Origin of the sequence: Calothrix sp. CCY 0018 (assembly GCF_963920925.1) — a bacterium.
In the GTDB taxonomy this organism is placed as follows: domain Bacteria; phylum Cyanobacteriota; class Cyanobacteriia; order Cyanobacteriales; family Nostocaceae; genus Rivularia.
The window spans coordinates 52773-75525 of the sequence record NZ_CAWUDI010000009.1 but is presented as its reverse complement, the minus strand read 5'-3'; the positions used below and the strand labels follow the sequence as shown (position 1 = coordinate 75525).

At 38.4% G+C, this 22753-nt stretch carries 22 protein-coding genes and 2 pseudogenes; 13 read left to right on the top strand and 11 right to left on the bottom strand.

The window, feature by feature from the left end; genetic code table 11:
- Window positions 1–63 precede the first annotated feature (63 nt).
- A pseudogene (locus tag ACM03V_RS08855) lies at window positions 64–276 on the top strand (response regulator); the annotation flags it as partial.
- Here ACM03V_RS08855 and ACM03V_RS08850 read toward each other — a convergent pair.
- The 7 genes from ACM03V_RS08850 to ACM03V_RS08820 all read right to left on the bottom strand — a co-directional run bounded on the left by ACM03V_RS08850 (window position 227) and on the right by ACM03V_RS08820 (window position 6010).
- Window positions 227–841 (bottom strand): permease, encoded by a 615-nt coding sequence (locus ACM03V_RS08850; protein WP_414620397.1) that lies wholly within the window; start codon window positions 839–841, stop codon window positions 227–229. The pseudogene ACM03V_RS08855 and the gene ACM03V_RS08850 sit on opposite strands and share 50 nt — an antisense overlap.
- A 299-nt stretch (window positions 842–1140) precedes the next feature.
- Window positions 1141–2382 (bottom strand): NAD(P)/FAD-dependent oxidoreductase, encoded by a 1242-nt coding sequence (locus ACM03V_RS08845; RefSeq protein ID WP_414620396.1) that lies wholly within the window; start codon window positions 2380–2382, stop codon window positions 1141–1143.
- 211 nt (window positions 2383–2593) lie between these two features.
- Window positions 2594–2914 (bottom strand): hypothetical protein, encoded by a 321-nt coding sequence (locus tag ACM03V_RS08840; RefSeq protein WP_414620395.1) that lies wholly within the window; start codon window positions 2912–2914, stop codon window positions 2594–2596.
- Window positions 2915–3034: 120 nt separating this feature from the next.
- On the bottom strand, window positions 3035–3922 hold the full coding sequence (locus ACM03V_RS08835) for an alpha/beta fold hydrolase (RefSeq protein ID WP_414620394.1): 888 nt from the start codon (window positions 3920–3922) through the stop codon (window positions 3035–3037).
- A gap of 11 nt (window positions 3923–3933) precedes the next feature.
- Window positions 3934–4272, bottom strand: a complete 339-nt coding sequence (locus ACM03V_RS08830) for a hypothetical protein (RefSeq protein ID WP_414620393.1) — start codon at window positions 4270–4272, stop codon at window positions 3934–3936.
- Between the two features lie 56 nt (window positions 4273–4328).
- Window positions 4329–5723 carry an MBL fold metallo-hydrolase gene (locus ACM03V_RS08825; RefSeq protein ID WP_414620392.1) on the bottom strand — a complete coding sequence of 465 codons (1395 nt, stop codon included), beginning with the start codon at window positions 5721–5723 and terminating at the stop codon, window positions 4329–4331.
- A gap of 80 nt (window positions 5724–5803) precedes the next feature.
- Window positions 5804–6010: a hypothetical protein gene (locus tag ACM03V_RS08820; protein WP_414620391.1), complete on the bottom strand. Its 207-nt coding sequence runs from the start codon at window positions 6008–6010 to the stop codon at window positions 5804–5806.
- Between the two features lie 600 nt (window positions 6011–6610).
- On the opposite strand from ACM03V_RS08820, the gene ACM03V_RS08815 reads away from it, so the two are divergent.
- The 10 genes and pseudogenes from ACM03V_RS08815 (at window position 6611) to ACM03V_RS08770 (ending at window position 14791) form a co-directional block, all read left to right on the top strand.
- Window positions 6611–6931 (top strand): ArsR/SmtB family transcription factor, encoded by a 321-nt coding sequence (locus ACM03V_RS08815; RefSeq protein WP_414620390.1) that lies wholly within the window; start codon window positions 6611–6613, stop codon window positions 6929–6931.
- 116 nt (window positions 6932–7047) lie between these two features.
- Complete coding sequence (locus tag ACM03V_RS08810) at window positions 7048–8094, top strand: PstS family phosphate ABC transporter substrate-binding protein (RefSeq protein WP_414620389.1); 1047 nt, start codon at window positions 7048–7050, stop codon at window positions 8092–8094.
- A gap of 33 nt (window positions 8095–8127) precedes the next feature.
- The gene (gene arsB, locus ACM03V_RS08805; protein ID WP_414620388.1) at window positions 8128–9306 is read left to right on the top strand and encodes an ACR3 family arsenite efflux transporter; all 1179 of its coding nucleotides are present in this window, start codon (window positions 8128–8130) and stop codon (window positions 9304–9306) included.
- 80 nt (window positions 9307–9386) lie between these two features.
- The gene (arsH, locus tag ACM03V_RS08800; RefSeq protein WP_414620387.1) at window positions 9387–10037 is read left to right on the top strand and encodes an arsenical resistance protein ArsH; all 651 of its coding nucleotides are present in this window, start codon (window positions 9387–9389) and stop codon (window positions 10035–10037) included.
- 35 nt (window positions 10038–10072) lie between these two features.
- Window positions 10073–10456, top strand: a complete 384-nt coding sequence (gene arsC / locus ACM03V_RS08795; protein WP_414620386.1) for an arsenate reductase, glutathione/glutaredoxin type — start codon at window positions 10073–10075, stop codon at window positions 10454–10456.
- Between the two features lie 304 nt (window positions 10457–10760).
- Window positions 10761–11036, top strand: a pseudogene (locus tag ACM03V_RS08790) (efflux RND transporter periplasmic adaptor subunit); the annotation flags it as partial.
- A 73-nt stretch (window positions 11037–11109) separates the two neighbouring features.
- Entirely contained in the window at window positions 11110–12078 is a 969-nt protein-coding gene (locus tag ACM03V_RS08785) for a CobW family GTP-binding protein (protein ID WP_414620385.1), read from the top strand.
- A 147-nt stretch (window positions 12079–12225) separates the two neighbouring features.
- Window positions 12226–13296 (top strand): WD40 repeat domain-containing protein, encoded by a 1071-nt coding sequence (locus ACM03V_RS08780; protein ID WP_414620384.1) that lies wholly within the window; start codon window positions 12226–12228, stop codon window positions 13294–13296.
- Between the two features lie 116 nt (window positions 13297–13412).
- Entirely contained in the window at window positions 13413–14276 is an 864-nt protein-coding gene (locus ACM03V_RS08775) for a hypothetical protein (protein WP_414620383.1), read from the top strand.
- A 254-nt stretch (window positions 14277–14530) separates the two neighbouring features.
- On the top strand, window positions 14531–14791 hold the full coding sequence (locus ACM03V_RS08770) for a DUF6171 family protein (protein ID WP_414620382.1): 261 nt from the start codon (window positions 14531–14533) through the stop codon (window positions 14789–14791).
- Between the two features lie 56 nt (window positions 14792–14847).
- Here ACM03V_RS08770 and ACM03V_RS08765 read toward each other — a convergent pair whose 3' ends face one another.
- From ACM03V_RS08765 to ACM03V_RS08755, 3 genes are all read right to left on the bottom strand, one after another.
- Complete coding sequence (locus ACM03V_RS08765) at window positions 14848–16086, bottom strand: FAD/NAD(P)-binding protein (protein WP_414620381.1); 1239 nt, start codon at window positions 16084–16086, stop codon at window positions 14848–14850.
- Between the two features lie 74 nt (window positions 16087–16160).
- The gene (locus ACM03V_RS08760; RefSeq protein WP_414620380.1) at window positions 16161–17042 is read right to left on the bottom strand and encodes a metal ABC transporter permease; all 882 of its coding nucleotides are present in this window, start codon (window positions 17040–17042) and stop codon (window positions 16161–16163) included.
- Window positions 17043–17062: 20 nt separating this feature from the next.
- A complete protein-coding gene (locus ACM03V_RS08755; RefSeq protein WP_414620379.1) occupies window positions 17063–17797 on the bottom strand; it encodes a metal ABC transporter ATP-binding protein in 735 nt (244 codons plus the stop codon).
- 112 nt (window positions 17798–17909) lie between these two features.
- Here ACM03V_RS08755 and ACM03V_RS08750 point away from each other — a divergent pair, with 112 nt between their 5' ends.
- Both ACM03V_RS08750 and ACM03V_RS08745 read left to right on the top strand, forming a co-directional pair.
- On the top strand, window positions 17910–18947 hold the full coding sequence (locus ACM03V_RS08750; protein ID WP_414620378.1) for a metal ABC transporter solute-binding protein, Zn/Mn family: 1038 nt from the start codon (window positions 17910–17912) through the stop codon (window positions 18945–18947).
- 273 nt (window positions 18948–19220) lie between these two features.
- Window positions 19221–20780, top strand: a complete 1560-nt coding sequence (locus ACM03V_RS08745; protein ID WP_414620377.1) for an iron uptake porin — start codon at window positions 19221–19223, stop codon at window positions 20778–20780.
- Window positions 20781–21033: 253 nt separating this feature from the next.
- Here ACM03V_RS08745 and ACM03V_RS08740 read toward each other — a convergent pair whose 3' ends face one another.
- Window positions 21034–22737, bottom strand: coding sequence for a calcium-binding protein (locus ACM03V_RS08740; protein ID WP_414620376.1), 1704 nt, complete (start codon window positions 22735–22737; stop codon window positions 21034–21036).
- Window positions 22738–22753: the final 16 nt, after the last annotated feature.

The following is a 22753-nucleotide window of genomic DNA, read 5'->3' as shown; positions in this document are numbered from 1 at the left end:
GAAAAATCAAGGAGTCAAAAATGAAATCACTGAAATTAGGTGCGATTATTCTAGGTAGTATAGGACTGGGTTGCGGATGGAGATGAAGCTTGGAGTTGTTTGCAAGATAACTGGAACAAATATACATTGGCAATCTTTGATTGGTTGTTACCGGGATTATCTGGTTTAGAATTATGCAAATATTTACGGCTGCGGAACAACCCATTACCCGTACTAATATTAACAGCTAGAGATAGCATGGAAGATAAAGTGACTGGTTTGGATGCGGGTGCGGATTAAAATACTGACGGGCAACTTTTCGCCATCCTTCTTTACTTTGAATTCTCTCTTTCCAGTCTGGTAAATCTTTTTTATCTTCTTCCTCTCCCTCATCTTCATTTAGTTTACGGCGGGCTTTTTGCAGCAATTTCTTAGGACGAGTAAATTTAATAATTTGCCAGCTAAGCAGAATTAAAAGTATACCCCCGATATATTCTCCTACCACAAATTGCCAACCTAGAAAGATAGAAATAATAATACCTAGCTCGATGACAAGATTGGTAGAAGCTAACAAAAATGCAATAGCAGGAACAAAACCCGCACCTTTTTTAAATAAAGATTTGGTCGTTGATAAAGCTGCAAAGCTACAGGAGCTAGATATGAAACCGAAAAAAGTACCCAGGGCTATGCTTTTTTTTCCAGCTTCCCCCATAGACTGTTTCATCCGTTCTCGCGTCACAAAAACTTGAATGCAGCTACTAACAATGTAACCAACAACAAACGCCCACAATGCTTTCCAGATAAAGCCCAAGGAAGTTAACGCTGCTTCACCGTAAAGTTGCCAAAAGTTGCTATCGTTCATCGTAATTCTGTTATGTTTAGACTTCTGCTTTCTCCAAGCTTCTCAAGGCTTGAAAAACAATGTTAATAATTGCCACTTCTGTAGATATCAATCACTTGGCTGCTAGAAATGGCGAAATTATAAGTTAGTTTCGTTTTTTTACCGAATATTTTCAACCTAAATGATTTTTAGAAGCTTTTGTATCTAGCTGAAGGTTGAGAAGAATATTTTATTAAGTTACTACTCAGGAAATACTTACATTTCATCTTAATTTCATCTTGATATGATATGTATTTTAGCTAAAGATTTACTTTCAAGATTTAATCAGAAAAAATCTCGTCCGTTAACCATTCTGTTACGGCTTTAAAATTATGAACTGGAGTAGGTAAAGTTGTTAAGTACCTGCTTTGACGAATCAAGTGAGCGGGTTCTCCCGTAATAATCGCCTTGTTAAACAAGTTTGCTCCTGCTTCACCTACTCCGAATTTCATCAGCGAACCGCGTATACTAACACTGCTATCATTCGGAGAATTTTCCATAGATAAAGCTTTGAGATTATTCGCGATTGTTGCTCCCTGCTGATAAGCGACTTGAGCTAAGGGTGGTTGGGAATTCTGCATTGGTGTTGCACAATCTCCCCCCGCAAAGACGTAAGGAAATTCAAGTAGTTGTAATGTTGGTAGAACCTGCAATCGACCTTTTTTGTCGCGTTTTTCTGATGGTATTGGTAGAGATTCAATTAATGGATGGGTAGTTGTTCCTGTAGTCCAAATAATAGTTGCAGCTTCAAGGGATTCATGATGTTCGTTGCGTTCAAATTCTAAGCGTTCTTTTTCAATTTTGGTTGCCGAAGCATTCATCTGTAATTCAACGGCAATATTGCGATTTCGTAATGCTGTTTCAGCTACTTCCTGTAAACCTTTATTGGTATCACCCGAAAGAATTTGAGAACCACGATTGATAATAACAATACGAACTTCCTCTTTCATGCCCCCCATTTCCATATACCAGTTAGGAACAACATCAGCCAAAGTTGCTGCTAATTCTACTCCGCTAGGACCAGCACCTACAATTGCTACCGTTAAAAGATGGCGGCGCTTTTGAACATCAGTTGTTTGGATTGCTTGCTGGAGGCAGTTTATTAGATGTTTTTGTAGGGCGATCGCATCTTCATAGTCGCGGAAAGCAAAAGTATTTTCTTTGGCTCCTTCAACCCCAAAATAACCAGTAGGATTACCTAAAGCTAAAACTAAATTTTCATAACTATATTCTTGAGTGGAGTTGATTTTAACTTTTCGAGAATGCAAATCAATTTCCTGCACTTCTGCTGGTACAAACTTTACACCGCTATCTTTGAGTAAATCCGTGTAGTGAGGACAAACTTGTGATTCATCTAATTCCTGACTTAGTAAATCATAGAGTAAGGGTTTGAAAGTAAAACGTTTATTTTGGTCAATTAGGATAATTGGTTTTTCATAATTTTGCTGTCGCAAATGAAGGACGGTAAATAATCCGACAAATCCACCACCAAGAATGATTGTGTAGTTATTTGAGTTATTCATTAGATAAAAGTAAAGTACAAAACTAATTTTGGTTAAATTTTTTCCAAAATAACTCTGCCTAATGGTACTTAATTGTTCCAAAAGGCTCCTATTAAAAAAAATTCTCTGGAACCGGTACTATTTCACTCCATTGATACATCATATAGTCAGCAAAAGCGACTACATAATAATTCCAACGGTGACGCAAAACAACGTAACAGTTGAATTTGTCTTAATATTGCTGAACCTCCTTAACTTCAACCGTCCCCATTTCCCCACCAGTCTGCATTTCGCGCTTCACCTGTAATTTAATCCCCCGATCGCGATCGCTATTGCGTATTTCGTTAACCACCTGTAGTGTGGCTTTTGGATCTAACAATACAACTCTTCCTTCTTCATCTATCAAACCGTAGCCACTTTCAGCGCAATGTCCGGCTAAACCGCAATCACGAGTGTGAGCGCGGGCACGTTCGACCATTTCATTGCTAGGGTATTTCCGAATGCAGATAATATCAACAACGTATCCTTCAAGAGTTTCAGTACAATTAGTCATGGGTTTGTTTATTCCTAAATATGTTGGATTAAATTGACTACATAAGATTAAGAATGCATCTGAATCAGCTAGCATCCGTTCGACATTAATTAATCGGTAATAAAGCAGAAAACAAACAAGTTAACTAACTAAAGTGGTAAGAATTTTTTGCCAATGGTCAAATATCAACAGATGTCCTTCATCGGGATAAAAACGAGCTTCACAGTTGGGAATAGTATTTGCAAGATATCGCCCAGCACTCAAAGTAACATTTTCATCTTTCTCGCCATGCCAAAGGTAGACTTTTGGTGAGATATTCTTGAGTTGAAAGCCCCAAGATTCGGCAAAAATGTTCATATCTAAGGCAAATCCACGAGCTCCCTGATGAAAAGCTTGAGGCAAGTGTTCTAAAAACATATCTCGCACCGCAGGCCGAAATAAAACCTTTTGGTCGTGTACGGGAAAATAATTTCTCAGCCCATAATCAAATAACTTTTGCGGATTTTTGCGTCCTATTAGTGCGATTGGACTCAACAAAGGTTTTAGAAGAAAAGGGGTATAGTGCGCTATCCCTATTAAAACTCGGTTAATCGCGTTCGTTCCTTCAGTAAAGTGAGAGACATTAAGGGGAGACAGACTGCTAATAACACCAACCCGTATAATCCTTTCGGGGATTTCGGATGCACAAGCAAGAGCGTAAGGTCCACCTCCAGACACGCCTGCAACAACAAATTGCTCAATGTTCAAAAAATCAGCAAATTGAACTACGTCTTGAGTCCAATTCACTAACGTATTATCTGGCTGAAAGTCTGACAAACCATATCCTGGACGCTCAATGGTAATAATTCGAGTTGTTAAAGCAGTCGCAATAGATTCGTCAAAATGAGGAAATAACCTCGCTCCTGGTGTAGTGTGGAAAAAGAACACGGGTTTTCCATTCGGGTCGCCAAATTCGGCATATCCCATCTGACGACCATCTTTTAATTGAAAGGTTTGATTTGATTTATTTGATTTAGAAATATTATTCATGGGGATTTATTTCAAGGACAGTAATCCTGACAATCCTTTGCTTCTTTCGTCATCACTTTTTCTGGCTGTACCGCACACTTTAGGTAAGAATTATTATTAAAGTAGCGGCATTTTGAACAAGGAGTTTTATGATTAAAACGAATCTTGAAAAAACCTTCTTCTGGCGACTTGCCAATGTCGCACCATTTGATTAAAGTTATCACCAAAGCTAGAAAGAATAAAAAACCCATTCCTACTAATGAGCCGCTATTAGTAGGGGTTTTCTCATTTTTAACTGCTTCAATTACAGTAGTCGGCGGCGAGACTGTTTCCTTTAATACAATTTGATGAAAATTTTCATAAGCATTCATCTTACTTCCCCTTTGTAAAGATAATCTTAAAATTACTACGATTGAATTTCCAAAATTTACGCTGGTTTTTCTACTGGTAAATTTTCACTTTTCCAAGCAATCCACGAACCGGGTATATTAATAACGTTCTCAAAACCGTGTTTTTGTAAAATACTCGCAGCGATTGAAGCCCGATAACCACTACCACAGTAAGTAGCAACTGTTTGATTTTTATCCAATTCATCTAAATGTTCTTTTAGATGCGGTACATAAATATGTTTTGCTCCCGGTACATAACCATTTTGATATTCGCCGTCGCTGCGGACATCTAACACCGTCAAATTAGAATCTTCTTTGTGTTGATTTAACTCGTTTACAGTCCACTCCCCTAGATCTTGTAAAGGTAATCCAGCATTTTGCCAACTTGTCATTCCATCATGTAAATATCCAGCACAGTTGTCATAACCAATACGGAAGAGATGTTCTACCACCAAAGATATATCTCGCTCGCTCTCCACCACCAGCAAAATAGTTTTATCCGGTGAGATCATCCAGCCAATCCAAGCTGGAAATGATGAGGTTAAAGCAATATTGATTGCACCGGGGATATGTCCGCCACCAAAAGCCAGAATTGAGCGGGTATCAATAATTACGATGTTTTCATCCTGCATCTGTTGTTGGAATTCCTCAACCGATAGCGGTGGTAAAGTCGGTACGCATCCCAACACTTTTGCACCTTTAGCATTAACTTTCTTCAGATAAGAATAGTAAGTGGGTGGTTCTGGCATTCCGCTTAAAATCCACTCGATAAACTCCGACTCCGTTCTTTCCTTAAAAGCTTGACTAAAAACTCGTTCGTTACCGATAGTACTTTGTTTTCTGTCTCCGATCGAACGTCCGCAAGCCGAACCCGCGCCGTGACAGGGGTAAATTTCGATTCTATCTCCCAAAGGTAACAGCTTATCAAACAGCGAATGATAAAGTTGTGCGGCTTGTTTTTTCTCCGTACCCGTACCGAGTAAATCCGGTCTTCCTACATCTAAATTAAACAGAGTATCGCCAGTAAATAAACCAAATGGTTCTTCACCTTGTTGAGCATCAAATATCTGCAAACAAATGTGTTCTGGGGTATGTCCGGGTGTTTGCAAAACGCGGAGAGTAATTTTACCAAGTCTTAACTCATTACCTTCAGTCAACTGGTGTAAATCAAACTCATAATCATTACTTTTTCCACCGTAAATAGTAGCACCCGTTCTGGCTTTGAGTTCGTGAGAACCGGAAACAAAATCGGCATGAATATGAGTTTCAATAATATGAGTAATTATCAAGCCAACTTTTCTCGCCATTTGTAGATATACATCAGCATCGCGCTGCGGATCGACTACAGCCACCACACCTGCTTTATCATCACCGATTAAGTAAGATAGCTGAGCAAGCCCTGGTGCGTTAATTTGTTTTAAAACCAGTGCCATTTTATTTCTCCAGAATTTCAATTTTTGGGTAAAAGTTTTCTAATTAAGGTTAGTAATAAACAACTATCAACTAACAATCCCTAAGCCAACTTTGCTCGTCGCAACATAACAGCATTAATTCCCACAACCACCGTTGATAAACTCATTAATAATGCCCCGATCGCTGGAGAAAGTAAAAATCTCCAAGCATACAGTACCCCTGCGGCTAAAGCAATCGCAATTACGTTGTAACCTGTTGCCAACCACGCGCCATATACGTTGCCGCAGTACGACAGATTTCTGCACAATCTAGACAGCTACGAGCGCACTGCACCATGTCTGACATACCCATGTTCGCATTCCACTAATCAAAAGCTAGATTGGTATTTTTCGTGAACTAAAAGCATAATTTTATTTCCTGTTTCAACATAGATACTTACACATTGATAGGTAATTTCTCCTTTGTTTCGCGTCTATCATTAGAGTTAAATAAAATTTATACCAAAAGAAATACTCCTATTTCATGCTGATTTCATATTTATATGTATTTATGCTTTTATAAGGTCAAAGCCTAGCTTCTCGGCGGCTTCAAAAGCTTCTCCTGGTCTCATTCCCTTATGTACACATTTGCTCTCATTTTTGATGGTTGGAGTTTCCTTTTATCCCAGCATTTTCTCCCATGCACTGATTCATCTGCTCCATCATTCCCATCATTATGAAATTTTGTTAGGTTTCTATAAATTGCACTTTTAATATTCAGCTTGCGGTTTCATCTACTTTTAAAAGTTATTTCGTCTTTAAATATACATATCTAAAAACAAAAGCGGAGCAAGGTAGTTTCAGCAAAAAATTTCGCATCAAATGTAAATTAAGATAGAAATGCAGTTCAATAATTTAAACTTACAGCAATGCAAGTTACTTATACGGACAATATCATCATTGCTGGCTTTCATGCTCTTTCCGATCCACTGCGGATTAAAGTTTTGCAATTACTGAGAAAACAAGAAATGTGTGTGTGTGCCTTGTGCGATGTTTTACGGGTAAGTCAATCTAAGTTATCTTTTCATCTCAAAAATCTTAGAGAGGCTGACTTAGTTTATGCTCGTCAAGAAGGACGCTGGATTTATTACAGTCTCAATTCGCCTCAGTTCCAGGTTCTAGAGCATTACCTCGCACAATACCATCTCGTCAACCAAATATTACCTGCGCCTTCTTGTAAAGATTCTTAACATACATATCAATTTTTTTTGATTCATTCTCTGGTATTGTGATATCGTTTACTTGATATATCAAGATTTTTTGAAATGATGGGAATATCCCCTTGAGGTCAACATAAGTACATACTATGAAAGCAACAGCAAGAAAAATCGCTCTGATGCTGGGAGTATTAGTTTTGACGGCTAGTTGTACCAACACATCCAGCACTTTTAGCAAAACTCAGCCACAGCAGACAGCAACTGAAGTTAGTAATTCTGAAGCGACGATAAAAATTGATGGTTCGAGTACGGTATATCCAATTACAGAGGCTATAGCTAAAGATTTCCAAGAACAGAATCAAGCACAAGTCCAAGTAGATGTTTCCGGTACTACAGGTGGCTTTGAAAGATTTTGTAAAGGAGAAACAGATATCAGTAACGCTTCGCGTCCGATTTTGAAGCAGGAATTGAAAGCCTGTACTGCTAATGGCGTAATATTTACCGAGCTACCTATAGCTTTTGATGCTTTGACTGTAGCGGTGAATCCCCAAAATACATGGGCAAAAGATATCACTATAGAGGAATTAAATAAAATTTGGCAGCCATCAGCCCAAGGAAAGATTACCAATTGGAAACAGGTACGTGCTTCTTTTCCCGATAAACCATTGAATTTATATGGTGCTGGGGATAAATCGGGTACTTATGACTACTTTACAGAAGCGGTAGTTGGAAAATCTGGAGATATTCGTAACGACTATACAGCCAGTGAAGACGATGAGGTTCTAGTTTCTGGTATCAGTAAAGATCCTAATGCATTAGGTTTCTTTGGCTATGCGTATTACGAACAAAACCAAGATAAACTGAAAGCTTTGGGGATAGATAGCGGTAAAGGAGTAGTATTACCTTCGAGAGAAACTGTTGAAAAAGCAGAATATCAACCACTTTCTCGCCCTTTGTTTATCTACGTAAATACTAAGTCAGCTCAACAAAAAGAAGGGGTGAGAGACTTTGTAAATTTCTATATCGAAAAAGCGCCGCAAGTAGTTAGTTCTGTAGGGTATGTAGCTTTACCCGAAGATGCTTACTACCTAGACAAGGTTCATTTTACTACAGGTAAAGCAGGAACTGTATTTGAGGGAGAAGCCCGACTCGACTTAACTATCGGTGAAGTCTTGCGAAAACGAGCCGAGTTTTAGCGATTAGCTGTAGATATAAAGGAGGTTAGACAGATGAGTACAAATAATTCTCAAGCCAGTAAAGCGCCAGTAAAAGCTGGAAGTAATCTGAGTTTTTTTGAAAAATACCTTACAGTTTGGGTGTTTTTCTGCATCATTGCCGGGATTGGATTAGGGAAAATGTTTCCTGGGATAGCAACGGCATTAGATGCTATGAGCGTGTTTCAAGTATCCATTCCCATCGCGACATGTTTGTTTTTCATGATGTATCCCATCATGGTAAAAATTGACTTTACCCAGGCTGTTCATGCCATTCGCGCTCCTAAACCTGTAATTCTGACTTTAGTAATCAACTGGTTGATTAAACCATTTACGATGGTAGCGTTTGCTCAGTTTTTCTTGGGATGGTTATTTCGTCCTTTGATTGAGGGAAGTGAAATAATTCGCGGTAGCGAAGTTGCGCTGTCAAATTCCTATATTGCGGGGACGATTTTGTTAGGAATTGCCCCTTGTACTGCAATGGTGTTGATGTGGGGATATCTTTCTTACAGCAACCAAGGACATACTTTGGTAATGGTGGCGGTAAATTCTCTGGCAATGCTGTTTTTATACGCACCTTTAGGTAGATGGTTGCTGGCAGCGAACAATTTAACAGTTCCTTGGCAAACTATTGTCTTATCGGTGATAATTTATGTAGGATTGCCCTTAATAGCCGGGATATTCAGCCGTTACTGGATTTTGAAAAACAAAGGTGAGGAATGGTTTGAGAGGCGATTTTTAAAATATCTAACTCCGATTTCCATTACCGCTTTACTGTTAACTTTGGTACTGCTGTTTGCCTTTAAGGGTGAATTAATTGTCGAGAATCCCCTGCACATCTTATTAATTGCCGTACCACTATTTATTCAAACTAACTTCATTTTCTTGATTGCATATGTAGCAGCGCTAAAACTGGATTTATCTTACGAAGATGCCGCACCTGCTGCTTTGATTGGCGCTAGCAATCACTTTGAAGTCGCTATTGCTACGGCGGTGATGCTGTTTGGCTTGAATTCCGGTGCAGCCTTGGCAACAGTGGTAGGCGTTTTGATTGAAGTGCCATTGATGTTGATGTTGGTTGAATTTTGTAAGCGTACTGCTGCTTGGTTTCCACGAGAACCAGAAAAGGCGACTTTACGAGATCCACGCCCTCCTCTAATTGTGCGGATGAATAATGATAGTTCATCAAGGTAAGTATAAAGTCGTTTAAATAGTAATCGGTCGCAATGTTGGGTAAAACAGCAATCTTTCCAAATTTCCGTTAATTAAATATTATGACCGATTTCAATCATCCACCCAGGATTTTATTTTTATATGGCTCCTTACGAGAGCGTTCTTACAGTCGGCTTGCAGCAGAAGAAGCAGCCCGAATCATTGCTGGATTTGGTGCGGAAGTCAAGTTTTTTCATCCCCATGAATTACCAATTCGGGGTAGCGTACCCGAATCACATCCTAAAGTTCAAGAATTACGGGAATTAAGCTTATGGTCGGAAGGTCAAGTTTGGTCATCTCCAGAAATGCACGGTAATCTTACTGGTATTCTCAAAAATCAAATTGATTGGATTCCTTTAAGTATAGGAGCCGTTAGACCAACTCAAGGTAGAACTTTAGCTGTCATGCAAGTCAGTGGTGGTTCTCAATCTTTTAATGCTGTGAATTCAATGCGGCTTTTAGGACGTTGGATGCGGATGTTTACCATTCCTAATCAATCTTCCGTTGCTAAAGCTTACCAAGAATTTAACGAAGACGGAACCATGAAAGATTCGCCTTATCGCGATCGCATAATCGATGTCATGGAAGAATTGTACAAATTTACTTTATTGTTGCGTTCTGAAGTAGATTATCTGACCAACCGCTACAGCGAACGCAAAGAAGAAGCAATCACAGCAGGTATCAGTGCAGATACTTGTCTGCCTAAATTTTAGTCTCACAACAAATAGGTAATACCATGAAAAAAGTTATGTTTGTTTGCAAAAAGAATTCTCGTCGTTCCCAAATGGCAGAAGCCTTCGCTCGAACTTTAGGAGAAGGTAAAATAGGCGTTACTAGTTCGGGTTTAGAATCGAGTTTTGTAGACCCCAAAACTGTAGAAATCATGTCTGAGATTGGCATTGATATCAGCAATCAAAAATCCAAACCTTTAAGCGATTTTAATTCTGAAGATTATGATGCGGTGATTTCTTTATGCGGTTGCGGTGTAAATTTACCACCAGAATGGGTGACAAGAGATATCTTTGAAGATTGGCAATTAGATGACCCAGAAGGCGGAGATATTGAAACATATCGTCGTATTCGCGAGGAAGTTAAACAACGAGTCATAAAGTTAATTGCAACTTTGAGTTAGTTTTTACAAAAATATCGGGGAGGTTCATAATATGTACGCTGTGTGACGCTTGAATAAATATTATACGTAGTAATCAAACTATAGCGTCACGCACCATTTGTCATTACTGTTGATTTCATCCTAATTTCATATTGCAATGTCACACTAGTAATCAAGTGCCGAAAAATACACTAAATACCAAGCCTATTTTGGTTAAAAATTTTTATAAATATAATTTCTTTTTCTAGCTAATATTATTGATTACTATGCTTAAATCCTCCCGCTTCCCAGAATCTACGGTAATTCGTGATGTTTTTAGCACGCTATTAAGCTATCTTTGCTTGCATCTCCGTCGGTAGTACTGGCACATAGCGGACATGGGGACGAATTTTAAAGCGTCAGTGAATCTGAAACTACAAGTTCAATTGAAGTTGACGCTGATACTGCCAATCGATTAGGTATTAAAGTTGAGCCTGCGAAAAAACAACGATTGGATGTAGGTATAAAAACTACAGGCCAAATTGAAACTTTGCCCGACCAAAAAGTTAAGGTGACTGCACCACTAACGAGTAAAGTAGTTGAGCTATTAGTAAAACCAGGGATTAAATTATTCAGTCGCGTAACTATGTAGTACCATATGATGATAATGATATTCATTATCCAGAAAAAAGAGAATGACTGCCCAAACATTAGATACAGTCCCGGTAACTGTTTTGACTGGTTACTTAGGAGCAGGAAAAACAACTTTACTCAATCGGATTCTCACCCACGAACACGGTAAGAAAGTCGCGGTGATAGTCAATGAGTTTGGGGAAGTTGGGATTGATAATCAGTTGGTTGTCGATGCTGATGAAGAAATTTTTGAAATGAATAATGGCTGCATCTGCTGTACGGTACGCGGTGATTTAATTCGGATCATTGCTAACTTGATGAAACGTCGTGACAAATTTGACCACTTAGTCATTGAAACTACTGGATTAGCCGACCCGGCTCCTGTAATTCAGACGTTCTTTGTCGATGAAGATATGCGGGAAAAACTAAACTTAGATGCTGTAGTTACGGTAGTTGATGCTAAGCATATTTGGCAGCATTGGGATGCAGATGAAGCCCAAGAACAGATTGCTTTTGCAGATGTAATTTTACTAAATAAAACCGATCTAGTAGCTCCAGAACAACTTGATGAATTAGAAAACCGCATCCGGGGAATGAATGCGATCGCAAAAATTTACCGCACCCGCAATTCTGAGCTAGAAATGGATGCACTCTTAGGAGTACAAGCGTTTGATTTAGATCGAGCCTTGGAAATTGACCCAGAATTTTTGGGTGAAGATGCTCACGAACATGATGAAACAGTTTATTCTATCGCTTTGGTAGAACAAGGAGAATTAGACGGAAATAAATTAAATCAGTGGTTGAGTAATTTACTCCAAACCAAAGGTCAAGATATTTTCCGGATGAAAGGTATTCTAAATATTTTTGGAGAAGATGCCAGGTTTGTTTTCCAAGGAGTGCATATGTTATTAGATGGTAAGGAAGACCGTTTGTGGAAAGAAGGCGAAAAACGCAAGAATGAACTGGTATTTATTGGTCGTAATTTAGATGAAACTCAGTTAAGAAAAGATTTTTTAGCTTGTATGGTCTAGTTTCAGTTAACAATTAACAGTTGTGAAATAATTTTTGGCGTTGCTAATTTAGTGTATGAATAAAAGTGTTTTATTTGAAGTATAAAATCTACATTTTGAAAGAAGATTCAGCAACGCCTATTTTTTTGTAAGTATAAAAGGTAAAATATGAAAACTATTAAGTCTACTTTTGATTTGGATTGGAATTGTATACTTTCTGATTATACAACCGCTGTAAATTGGTCGCCGAATGGTGATATTCTAGCGATGATTTCTGCGGCTGGGGAAGTAAAGCTTTTTGTTGAGAATAAGTTGATTGCTTTACAAGAAGCAACAAATACTTCGATTGATGGAATGAATTTTTCTGCGGATGGACAATTTATTGCTGTTGGCGGACAGGATGGTAAAGTAAAAATATGGCATATTTCTAATAACCAACTTATTACTACTTTAGACAATGCTCCAGCTTGGGTAGATAAATTAGTATGGAGTCCCCGCGAAAATCTTCTAGCTTTCAGTTTAAATCGTTACGTACAGATTTGGAACGCAGACATTCAAGAGATTGTCGTCACCTTAAATTTTGAAACATCTTCGGTACTAAGTATTGACTGGAGTTCTGATGGTAAATTTCTTGCCATTGCTGGTTATCAAGGTGTAAAAATTTGGCGTTCTGATGAATGGGATGAAGACCCCTATTTTTTTAGCATACCATCTGCAAGTGCGGTTGTTGCTTGGTCTGGGGATGGTAAATACCTAGCTTCGGGTAACATAGATAAAACCATCTGTGTATTAGACACAGATTTTATTATGAATGCTAAACAAGCCGAACCTTGGTTAATGCATGGTTTCCCCGGTAAAATACGTCATTTAGCATGGTCAAAAGTTAGCACATCAAAAAAAGAACCTTTACTAGCATCTTCTAGCGCCGAAGGTATAGTCGTCTGGGAAAAACAAGATGATGCATCTTTGGGTTGGGGTGCGACTATATTAAGCAACCACTTTAGTACTGTTGAAGCAATAGAATTTGCACCCGATAGTTTGATGCTTGCTTCTGCTGCTGCTGACAGTTGGCTTTGTTTATGGAAGAATGCCAAAAAAATCGCGCAAACTTTCCAAGGTGCTGACAAGGGTTTTTCTTCTGTTGCATGGCACCCCCAAGGTAATAAAATTGCTGCGGGAGGTCAAAATGGAGAAGTAATGATTTGGTCTAAAGCTAGTCGTGGGCTTGGTTTTGGTTGAAAAATCCATTTTAGACATTATTACTTTATGTTAAGTAACGTCAAACATCTGTGCGATAATGATTATCATTGTTTGCGGCGAGTCTATCAAGCTACTTAGCTCAATATAGGAGAAAAATGTCACTAGAATTTAGTGAGAATCTTGTTAAAGAAACTGTTAGTAACATCAACGCAGTAAATTTCCCTGCCGCTATCAAGGATTTACCTTCAGACAATAATGATAATGCGTGTTTTATTGAAGGCGAACAAGCAATACCTGTAGATATGCTTCCTCAATCTTGGCAAGATATTTATACGGGAAAGTCAAATACAAAGCTTTCCGATTCTCCAGCATATGTGAAGATGGCACAATTATTTCTTCACAAAATGTCGAATGGGGATGTAGATTTGTTTAATGAATCTAAAAATTCAGCACATCTCAAGCCTGCTTTTTGCGAAATTTTTGGTAGTCTTGCTTGGGAAGCGCTTGAGTTTTATGGTGAAGATTTTAAAGTTGAGAAATATCCCGACTTTGACTTAATTGAAAAGGAAATTTCTGTAGAAAAAGATTACAGCGAACGTAAGAAGATAGTAGATATAAGTAAAGCTCTTTTTGAAGAGTTCGGATACGACTTACCCGCATCTTTTTATCACGTACACTTAGCACCTATTTACAGAAAAGAAGTATCAGAAATTCGTCCCTTAAGATTTTCTGAGCCAGATAAAAACAATGCTCGTGCGTGGGATGCTTCTTTACACGGACAAAAAGTATTTCCTATTCAATTAACGGTGCAAAGTATATCTTCTAAACATGGCTTTTTCCAAGAGCATGGTTGTGGATGCAATCACGCAATGACCAGAGTTGGTAGTACCGATAGCGCTTTTGATTACCAGATTCGTCCCGAAATGCGAACCACCTGGATTAGAGACTTTATTTGGACAATATGGTACGAGTATGCATTTTTTAAGTTTACTCCTGTAACTCGTTTCTTGATTAGTTAATTATTGGTAAAACAATAACAAGAACCAATATATTTACTACAATATTCTGGAGAAACTACATTCTTCAGGATTTATTTTTTACTAATCAAAGTAGATGATTATATCCATAATCTGAATTAGTCATATTGATAAGTTTGTTTCAAAAATTAAAAATAACAATATGTCTTCCTAAAGAAAGATATTATATAAAAATGATTCTTATTCTCAATTAATATGCTATATTAAAATCGTTTTGAATAAGGAAAATTTGGAAAATGTTCAATTCCTCAAAATCAGCTTATCCCAGTAATTCTAGAATGTTAAAAAGCCTTTTTTCCGAAGCATATAAAACAGCAAAGCAAGGCTTATGTGGCGATAGAGTTTTAGCAGAAAATAAGACTGTAGAAGACAGATTAAAAATATGTTCAACTTGCGAAAAATTTGATGCTCCAGAAAAACGCTGTACTGTTTGCGGATGCTTTATGATGGTAAAAGCTAATCTTGAAGCTTCTAATTGTCCGGATGGTAAATGGTAAAAAATATGGTTCTTTCGCTACTTTTATGGTAGAAAATAATTATAAATATTGAATTTTCAAGCAGTTTTAGCTTGATTTTGAGCAACATTAGATTTGATAATTGCTTTAAGCATTTTATCGCTTGCCATTCTTGCACCCGATAAATTTCGGGCTGTTGGTCCGATTTGCAAAGCTGCTAACCCACCCATAATAAATAACGAACAACCCCGCCACTGCAAATTATCATCTAAAATAGGTAGACCGTCGATCGCAGGAATTGGATACATCTCTAAAACTTCCTTTAACAAAGGTTCGCAATTCACATCGAAACGGGTTCCAGTGGATAACCAAATCCGATCAAAGCGATCGCAATTCCCATCGTCAAATTTCACCAGCCATTGATTATCTACCCACTCAGCTTCGACGACTTGAGTATTCTCCTGGATTTTTAGCTTACCATGACGCACTTGTTGTCGCAGCTTAATTCCCATAGCAGGAGTCATCGAACCACCGTTACGAGCTTGTTGAATCATTGCAAAACGCTTTGCAAAATCTGACTCGGCAAAAAATCCTTTGAGATATTTTGGCCCCAACCAACCAGCATCCGCATCAAATATCTTCTCTTGTAACTTTCGTCGCATCGATATCACCACTTTAGCACCGCGAGATATTGCACCTATCGCTAAATGTCCGCTGGTTAAACCTCCACCTACAATCAACAGCTTTTGATTAGCTAAAGTTAACTTGCGTAAATCTACTGCATGAGAATGACAAATTTTATCTTCTGAATAATTTTGATGAATTTGACTTACCCAATCTGGTATTTGTACTTGACTGCTACCAGTTGCGAATACCACTCTCCGAGCTACAATTGATTTCCCCGAACTCAACCACAGGCGAAACCGGGAAAATAAAGGATTGCGTATTGGTTGAATTCTCATCACCTTTTCACCCACAACCATATTATCTAAATCCCAACGGCTGACTATATTCTGACAAAAATTATTAAACAGGCTAGTTCCAGGTAAATCATAGGGAGGAAAAAACTCATTCGAGCCGGACTCTGCGAACTTTCGTAATGCAAAAGGATTGGGTTCTGGGTGATGAACAGCAGGAGAACGCAAATGGGGTATTTCCAATGCAGCAAACTGATGCTCCCACCCACTCATCCATTTACCACTAGGATCGAACACCGCTATTCTAGAGCGGATTTTTTGTCTTTTCTGTAGTAAATAACTAACTAGAGTTAAAGCGTGAGGGCCAGCACCAATAATCGCTAAATCAACTTTCTTCAAAAGCTGTAAGTAACTAGACATAAAATCTTGCAAATAATGATAATCGTTATCATATTAGCATTAGATTTTAGAAAAGTGTCCTGTTGAGTGAAAATTCACCTCCGTTTCATCGAACTTACTTGCGACAAAATTTTGGAACGATTCTTTCTTCTCGGACGAGTTAATATACCCTGAGTTGGACTAAATAAAAATGTGAATAAAAATAATCCGCAAATAAATAATACAATCGATGCTCCCGAAGGTACATTTTGATAATAACTAATATATAAACCGCCAACGCTACCAATAACCCCGATTATCGAACCGACAAACATCATTTGATGCAGTTCTTTGACTAATAAATAAGCTGTAACTCCAGGACCAATTAATAAAGAAATCACTAATACAACTCCTACAGCCTGCATACTAGCAATAATTGTTAAAGTAATTGCCGCTGTTAAACCAAAATTAATTAGATTTACTGGTAATCCACTGGCTTTTGCACCTAAAGGGTCAAAGGTGTAAAATAGCAATTCTTTATAACAAAGTTTAACTAAAAGTAAGGTAATGACTGTAATGATTAAAGTTCGCCAAACGTCCGCTGTAGTCACACCTAAAATATCGCCAAATAAGAAGTGATGTAAATCAACTTTACTTTTAAAAGTGCTAATTAGCATAATACCCAATGCTAAAAAACCAGAAAAGACTAAAGCCATCGCAGCATCAATTTTAACGCGAGACTGTGACTCAATCCAGGCAATGACAAAAGTGCTGAAAGTCCCTGAAATAAACGCACCCAAGAAAATATCAACACCTAAAAAAAGCGCGATCGCAATTCCCGGTAATACAGCATGAGCAATTACATCACCAAGTATACCTTGACGCTGTACTATCAAATAAGAACCGACAACAGAACAAAGAACACCCAAGCAAGTCGCAATCAGTAGCGCATCTCGCATAAACCCAAAAGTCAACGGTTCTAAAAGCAGATTAAGCATAATTGATAATTGTTAATTGACTAAGCTGATTTATGTTCTCTATTTAAAAATAAAAGATTATTGCCATAGGCACGCTGCAAATTTTCAGTTGTCGCAACCTCTTTGATCGAACCATCTGCAATAATATGTTTGTTTAACAATAGTAAGGAGTCACACTTGGTTAAAGTTTCACCCAAATCATGGGTAATTAAAATCAAGATTTTGCCCTCCCGTTTTAATTCGTGAAAAACATCAAACATAATATCTTCAGTAGTGCGATCGATGCCAACAAACGGCTCATCAAAAAAGAATAAATCCGCTTGCTGTGCCAATGCTCTAGCTAAAAATACTCGCTGCTGTTGTCCCCCGGATAGTTCACCAATTTGACGAGAACGAAATTCCCACATCCCCACTCTCTCTAAGGCAAATTTAACTATTTCTTTAGACTTACGATTTGGTTGACGAAACCAACCAGTGCGTGCTGTACGTGCCATCATCACCACCGAAAGCACGGTAATTGGGTAATCCCAATCTACTTGGGTTCTTTGAGGTACGTAAGCGATCGCATTCAACTGCTTTTTAATTAGACCGTTACGAAATCTAATAATTCCATTTGCGACGGGAATTAAACCTAGTATCGCTTTGACTAAAGTACTTTTCCCTGCGCCATTTGGACCAATTATACCAATCATCTGTCCAGGGGTAATCCGAAAGCTCACATCTTCAACAGCCACTACTCCCCGGTAATCTACATCCAAATGCTCTACTTCTAGCACCAATTTCTCCTGTATGATAATGATTATTGTTAATGTTAAAAATTTATTTCCCTTAGTACAATAGCTGCTGTATGATAACGATTATCATTCTACGCTATTATCGTTATAAGTGATGTTTAGAAAATTACCACTAAGCGCAATTACAGGATTAACATTAGCTATCGGTTTAATTAGTTGCGGTGAAACCCCATCCGTTTCCAACACCCAGACGACAGAAAATACTGCTACAAACACTAGCAGCACGACGGGAGAGCGTCCTTTGGTTGTAGCGACTACAAGCGTACTATGCGACTTAACTAAGCAAGTTGCGGCCCAAACCGTTGACTTGAAGTGTTTGGTTGATGCAGGAGCAGACCCCCATACGTATCAGCCAAAACCAGAAGACAGGAAGGCGATCGAGCAGGCTAATTTGGTTTTGTACGGTGGTTACGATTTTGAACCCAGTATTATTAAGTTAGTTAAAGCCAGTGGCAATACAGCCCCAAAAGTAGCTGTACATGAAGTTGCAGTACCTAAACCATTGATTGGGGAAGAACACGACCACGAGCATGAGGGAGAACACTCCGAAGAAGAAGAAAAACATTCCGACGAAAAAGTACCAGACCCCCATGTGTGGCATAATCCTCAAAATGGGATTCAGATGGTGGAAGCGATTCGGAGTAATTTAGAACAAGTTTCTCCAGAGAATGCTCAGTTATATGCAACTAATGCTGAAAAAATGACCGGGGAAATTAAACAAGTTGATAGCTGGATTAAACAAAATATTGCCACAATTCCTGCTGAACAGCGTAAATTAGTTACCACTCACGACGCTTTGGGTTACTATACTCAGGCTTATAACATTAATTACGAAGGTGCTGTAGAAGGTTTGAGTACAGAAGCACAACCAACAGCAGCGAGAATTGCCGAACTATCAAAAGAAATTAAACAAGAGAACGTACCGACAATTTTTGCTGAAAGTACCCACAGTCCTAAACTAATCGAACAAGTTGCGAGAGAAGCGAACGTCAAGGTTTCTCCAGAAAAACTATATGCTGATGGGTTGGGGGAACCGGGAACGGATGCCGATACTTATCAAAAAATGTTGATTGCTAATACTAAAGCTATTGTTGATGGTTTGGGAGGTAAATATACGGCTTTCCAAAATTAATATTTGACTCTTAGCTAAAAGTAATTAATCATAAATTTGATTAACTTTTTATTGTGAAATTGATTACTTTTTTGTGATTTATTATCTCAGATAAAAGCCGGGTTTCTTAAGAATGCATAAAACTTAAAATCTCAATTTTGAGTAAAATTTCTTATCAATAAATCTTGCCAAGCCATATTCTAGAAACCTGGTTGTTTATTTTTTAAATTTGGAGTGTATTTCGTTTTCCGATATCTGTATTTTTTTTAATCTAAGTGTGAGGAAAAAGTAATCATGAAGAGAAGCTTGTGGAAATTTGTACTAACTAGTCCCGTCGTATTTGCAACATCATTATTAATTAATGACAGCGCTATTGCACAAACTCAAGCCCAAGAAGAAACGTTAGGACAAGTTACTTCTGTTTCGCAATTTTCTGACGTACAGCCAACAGATTGGGCATTTCAAGCACTACAGTCATTAGTCGAACGTTACGGTTGTATTGCGGGGTATCCCAATGGTACTTTTCGCGGAAATCGAGCATTAACTAGATATGAATTTGCTGCGGGTTTGAATGCTTGCTTGGATAGAGTCAATGAGTTGATTGCAACCGCAACTGCCGATATAGTAACTAAAGAAGACCTTGCAACCCTACAAAGGCTACAAGAAGAATTTTCTGCGGAATTAGCAACTCTCAGAGGAAGAGTAGATGCAGTCGAAGCAAGAACTGCTGAAATAGAAGCAAATCAATTCTCTACAACTTCTAAACTCGAAGGTGAAGTAGTGGTGGGGATTACAGATGTATTTGAAGGGGATACAAACGATGAGAATACCGCATTAGGTGCAAGAACAAGAATCAACTTTGCAACTAGCTTCACAGGAAAAGATATTCTCTACACCAGATTGCAAAGCAATAATATAGTTGGTCCCGATATTGGTACACCCGAAGGAAGTTTAGCTTTTGCTGGTGAGAGTGGAGATAACAACATTGAATTAGATGCGCTGTTCTACGGCTTCCCCCTAACTGAAAGCACTAACGTCATCGCGATCGCAAACGCAGGTGCAGCAGATGATGTTGTCGATACAGTCAATTTATTTGATGGTGATGGTACAGAGGGAGCTTTATCTAGCTTTGGAACTCGTAACCCGATCTATGGAGCAATGGATGGTGCGGGTTTGGGAGTTACTCAAGAATTTGGTAAAAATTTGTCTTTGAGTTTGGCTTATTTAGCAGGTTCGGCAAATGATCCTAGTACCGATAATGGTTTATTTAACGGCTCCTACGGTGCATTAGCACAACTAACATTTGCACCAAGCGATCGCTTTAAGATTGGTTTAACTTATATCAATTCTTATAACCAGTTCAATGGTACTGGTAGTAGTGCTTCTAACTTTAATACAGTTTCACCATTAGACAATGTATCCACTCTTGCAGATACTCCCTTCAGTGCCGATTCCTATGGTGTTCAAGCATCATTAGGAATCAGTAAAAACTTAGTATTAGGTGGTTGGGCTGGTTATACTAATGCTCGTAATTTAGCCACATCAGCAGCTTTTCCAGACCGGGGAAGCACAGATATTTGGAACTGGGCTGTAACTTTGGGTTTACCTGACTTTGGTAAAAAAGGTAACTTGGCTGGGGTTATCTTTGGTATGGAACCCAGACTTACTAGTTCTAGTATTGATGGTTTAGAGGAAGACCAAGATACTTCATATCATATTGAAGCATTTTATCAGTATAAGATTAATGACAATATTGCCATTACTCCTGGTGTGATTTGGTTAACTGCACCAGACCATAATGAGAATAACAATGATGTAGTTATTGGTACTTTTAGAACTACCTTTACTTTCTAGAAATTAAAACTCTGGAGTTCAACAGTATTTACCCAATAGACATCTCCGGAAAACATTTATATAGTTTGCAAACCTAACCCCCCTACCCCCCTTCCCTTAAAGGGAAGGGGGGTTTTAAAGCCTCTCCCCCACAGGGGGAGAGGTTTGGAGAGGGGTATTTTTCTTTTTCGGAGATGTCTAATAGTCCACCACATAAGTTATTAAGTTATGTGGTGGATTACTAATTTACGAATACCGGATATCCCAAATGAATTTAGACAAATACAAAATTGTCAGCATTTAAACTACTTGCTTGAATACCCTCTAATACTGCTAAGTTATTACCGTCAAAGCTAATTAACAAATCCTGATTTTGCTGTGTAAATGTCAACTTACTAAAATCACCACCACTCCCGGCAATTCCCATGACATCTTCACCAATGCTAAAGTCGGTAATTGTGTTTGTTTCTTGAGGTATTTCACCTGTAACAATCCAAAATTGATCCGCTCCGCTACCACCTGTTAATATATTTCCACCACCCGATTGGGCAAAAAATCTGTCGTTTCCATCTTCCCCAAACACCATATCTCCTTGACCAAGAATAAATGTATCATTGCCATTATCACCGTAAAGACGATTATTTCCAGAACTTGAGATTGCATCAATCAAATCGTCTCCTGCTCCAGCAAAAACTAATTGATTACCTTTATCGATGGTGATTAAATCATTGCCAAATGTACCAAATATTGGTTCGCTGGGAAGCGTTGTAGCTAATCCTTCATATTCGGTCGAAACTAAAGCATTTGTACCAGGAATATCGCTGGCAATTTGCACCAGTTGCAAATTCTCACCATCTTCGAGCCGAGCCATGAGATCGCCATCTTTGTTAGCAATCTGGAATTCCTTATAGACAACTCCTTCATATACGTCATCGTATATTCCTAACTGATAGTCATCAAGATTCCCAGCGACAATTAATTGGTCTTCTTTAGGATCGAAATCACCAATCAATACATAATCTTCATCCTCTTTACCAACATAGAAATCTTCTCCTTGATTTCCTAACAAAAAGCGATCGCTACCAAAGGAACCGTGATAATGGTCTCTGTCACCTGTTCCAGTTGTTGCTGTTTTGATTGCTCCTGTCATTGGATCGTATTCAGTAATGGGAAAACTGACTATTGTGGCATTTCCTTGGGGATAGAAAAAGCGGTCGTTTCCGACTACTCCATTAAAAAATGTTTGTCTTTCTTCATGAATCCCAGCTTTGATAAAGTGGTCCCAAGCTGATTGATATTCTCCTGAATCAATCAATGCTTCCACATCGGGATTCGCTGCGAGATATGCTGGTTGATTGAAATAGGGTTGAGTGTTTCTTGCGTAGTAAGAATTCTCTGGGGCAAATAATAGTAACCCGTTATCTGTAAATAAACCATCGGGAATCAGTTTTGTTACATCCTCAACAATACCGATCAGGTCGTCGTTTTTAGAAATATGAACGCTATTATCTACCGTCTCTAATGTATAATCTTCAGGCTTACCCGCTAGATATACCGCATCTTCACTAGTAGGAGCAAAATAACGAATAACTGCATAATCTTCATCCCCATTACCTAAATAGAAATCTGAAGGATTTTCTGCGGCATTATCCCCAAGGTAAAATACATTACGTCCCGGTGAACCTAGCAAAGTATCGATCTCACCAATTCCCAAGGATGAGGTTTCGGTATTAATTAATCGATTCCCAATTTCGGCTGTCTCAACATTAACACCTATGACTGAGGATTTTTGTCCGGAAGCTTGAACTGTATCATTGCCATTGGTGCCGTTAAATATAACACCGCTACGCTCAACAAATTGCCCGACTTGAGTAAATTCATCGTATCCAGAAGCGTGCTTTCCTTCTTTTACCGAAGCAGCAACTTCTGGATTATTGGCAAGATATAGTTCTTCGTCGAAAAATTGATTTGTTGTCATTGTGCTAAGACTCACA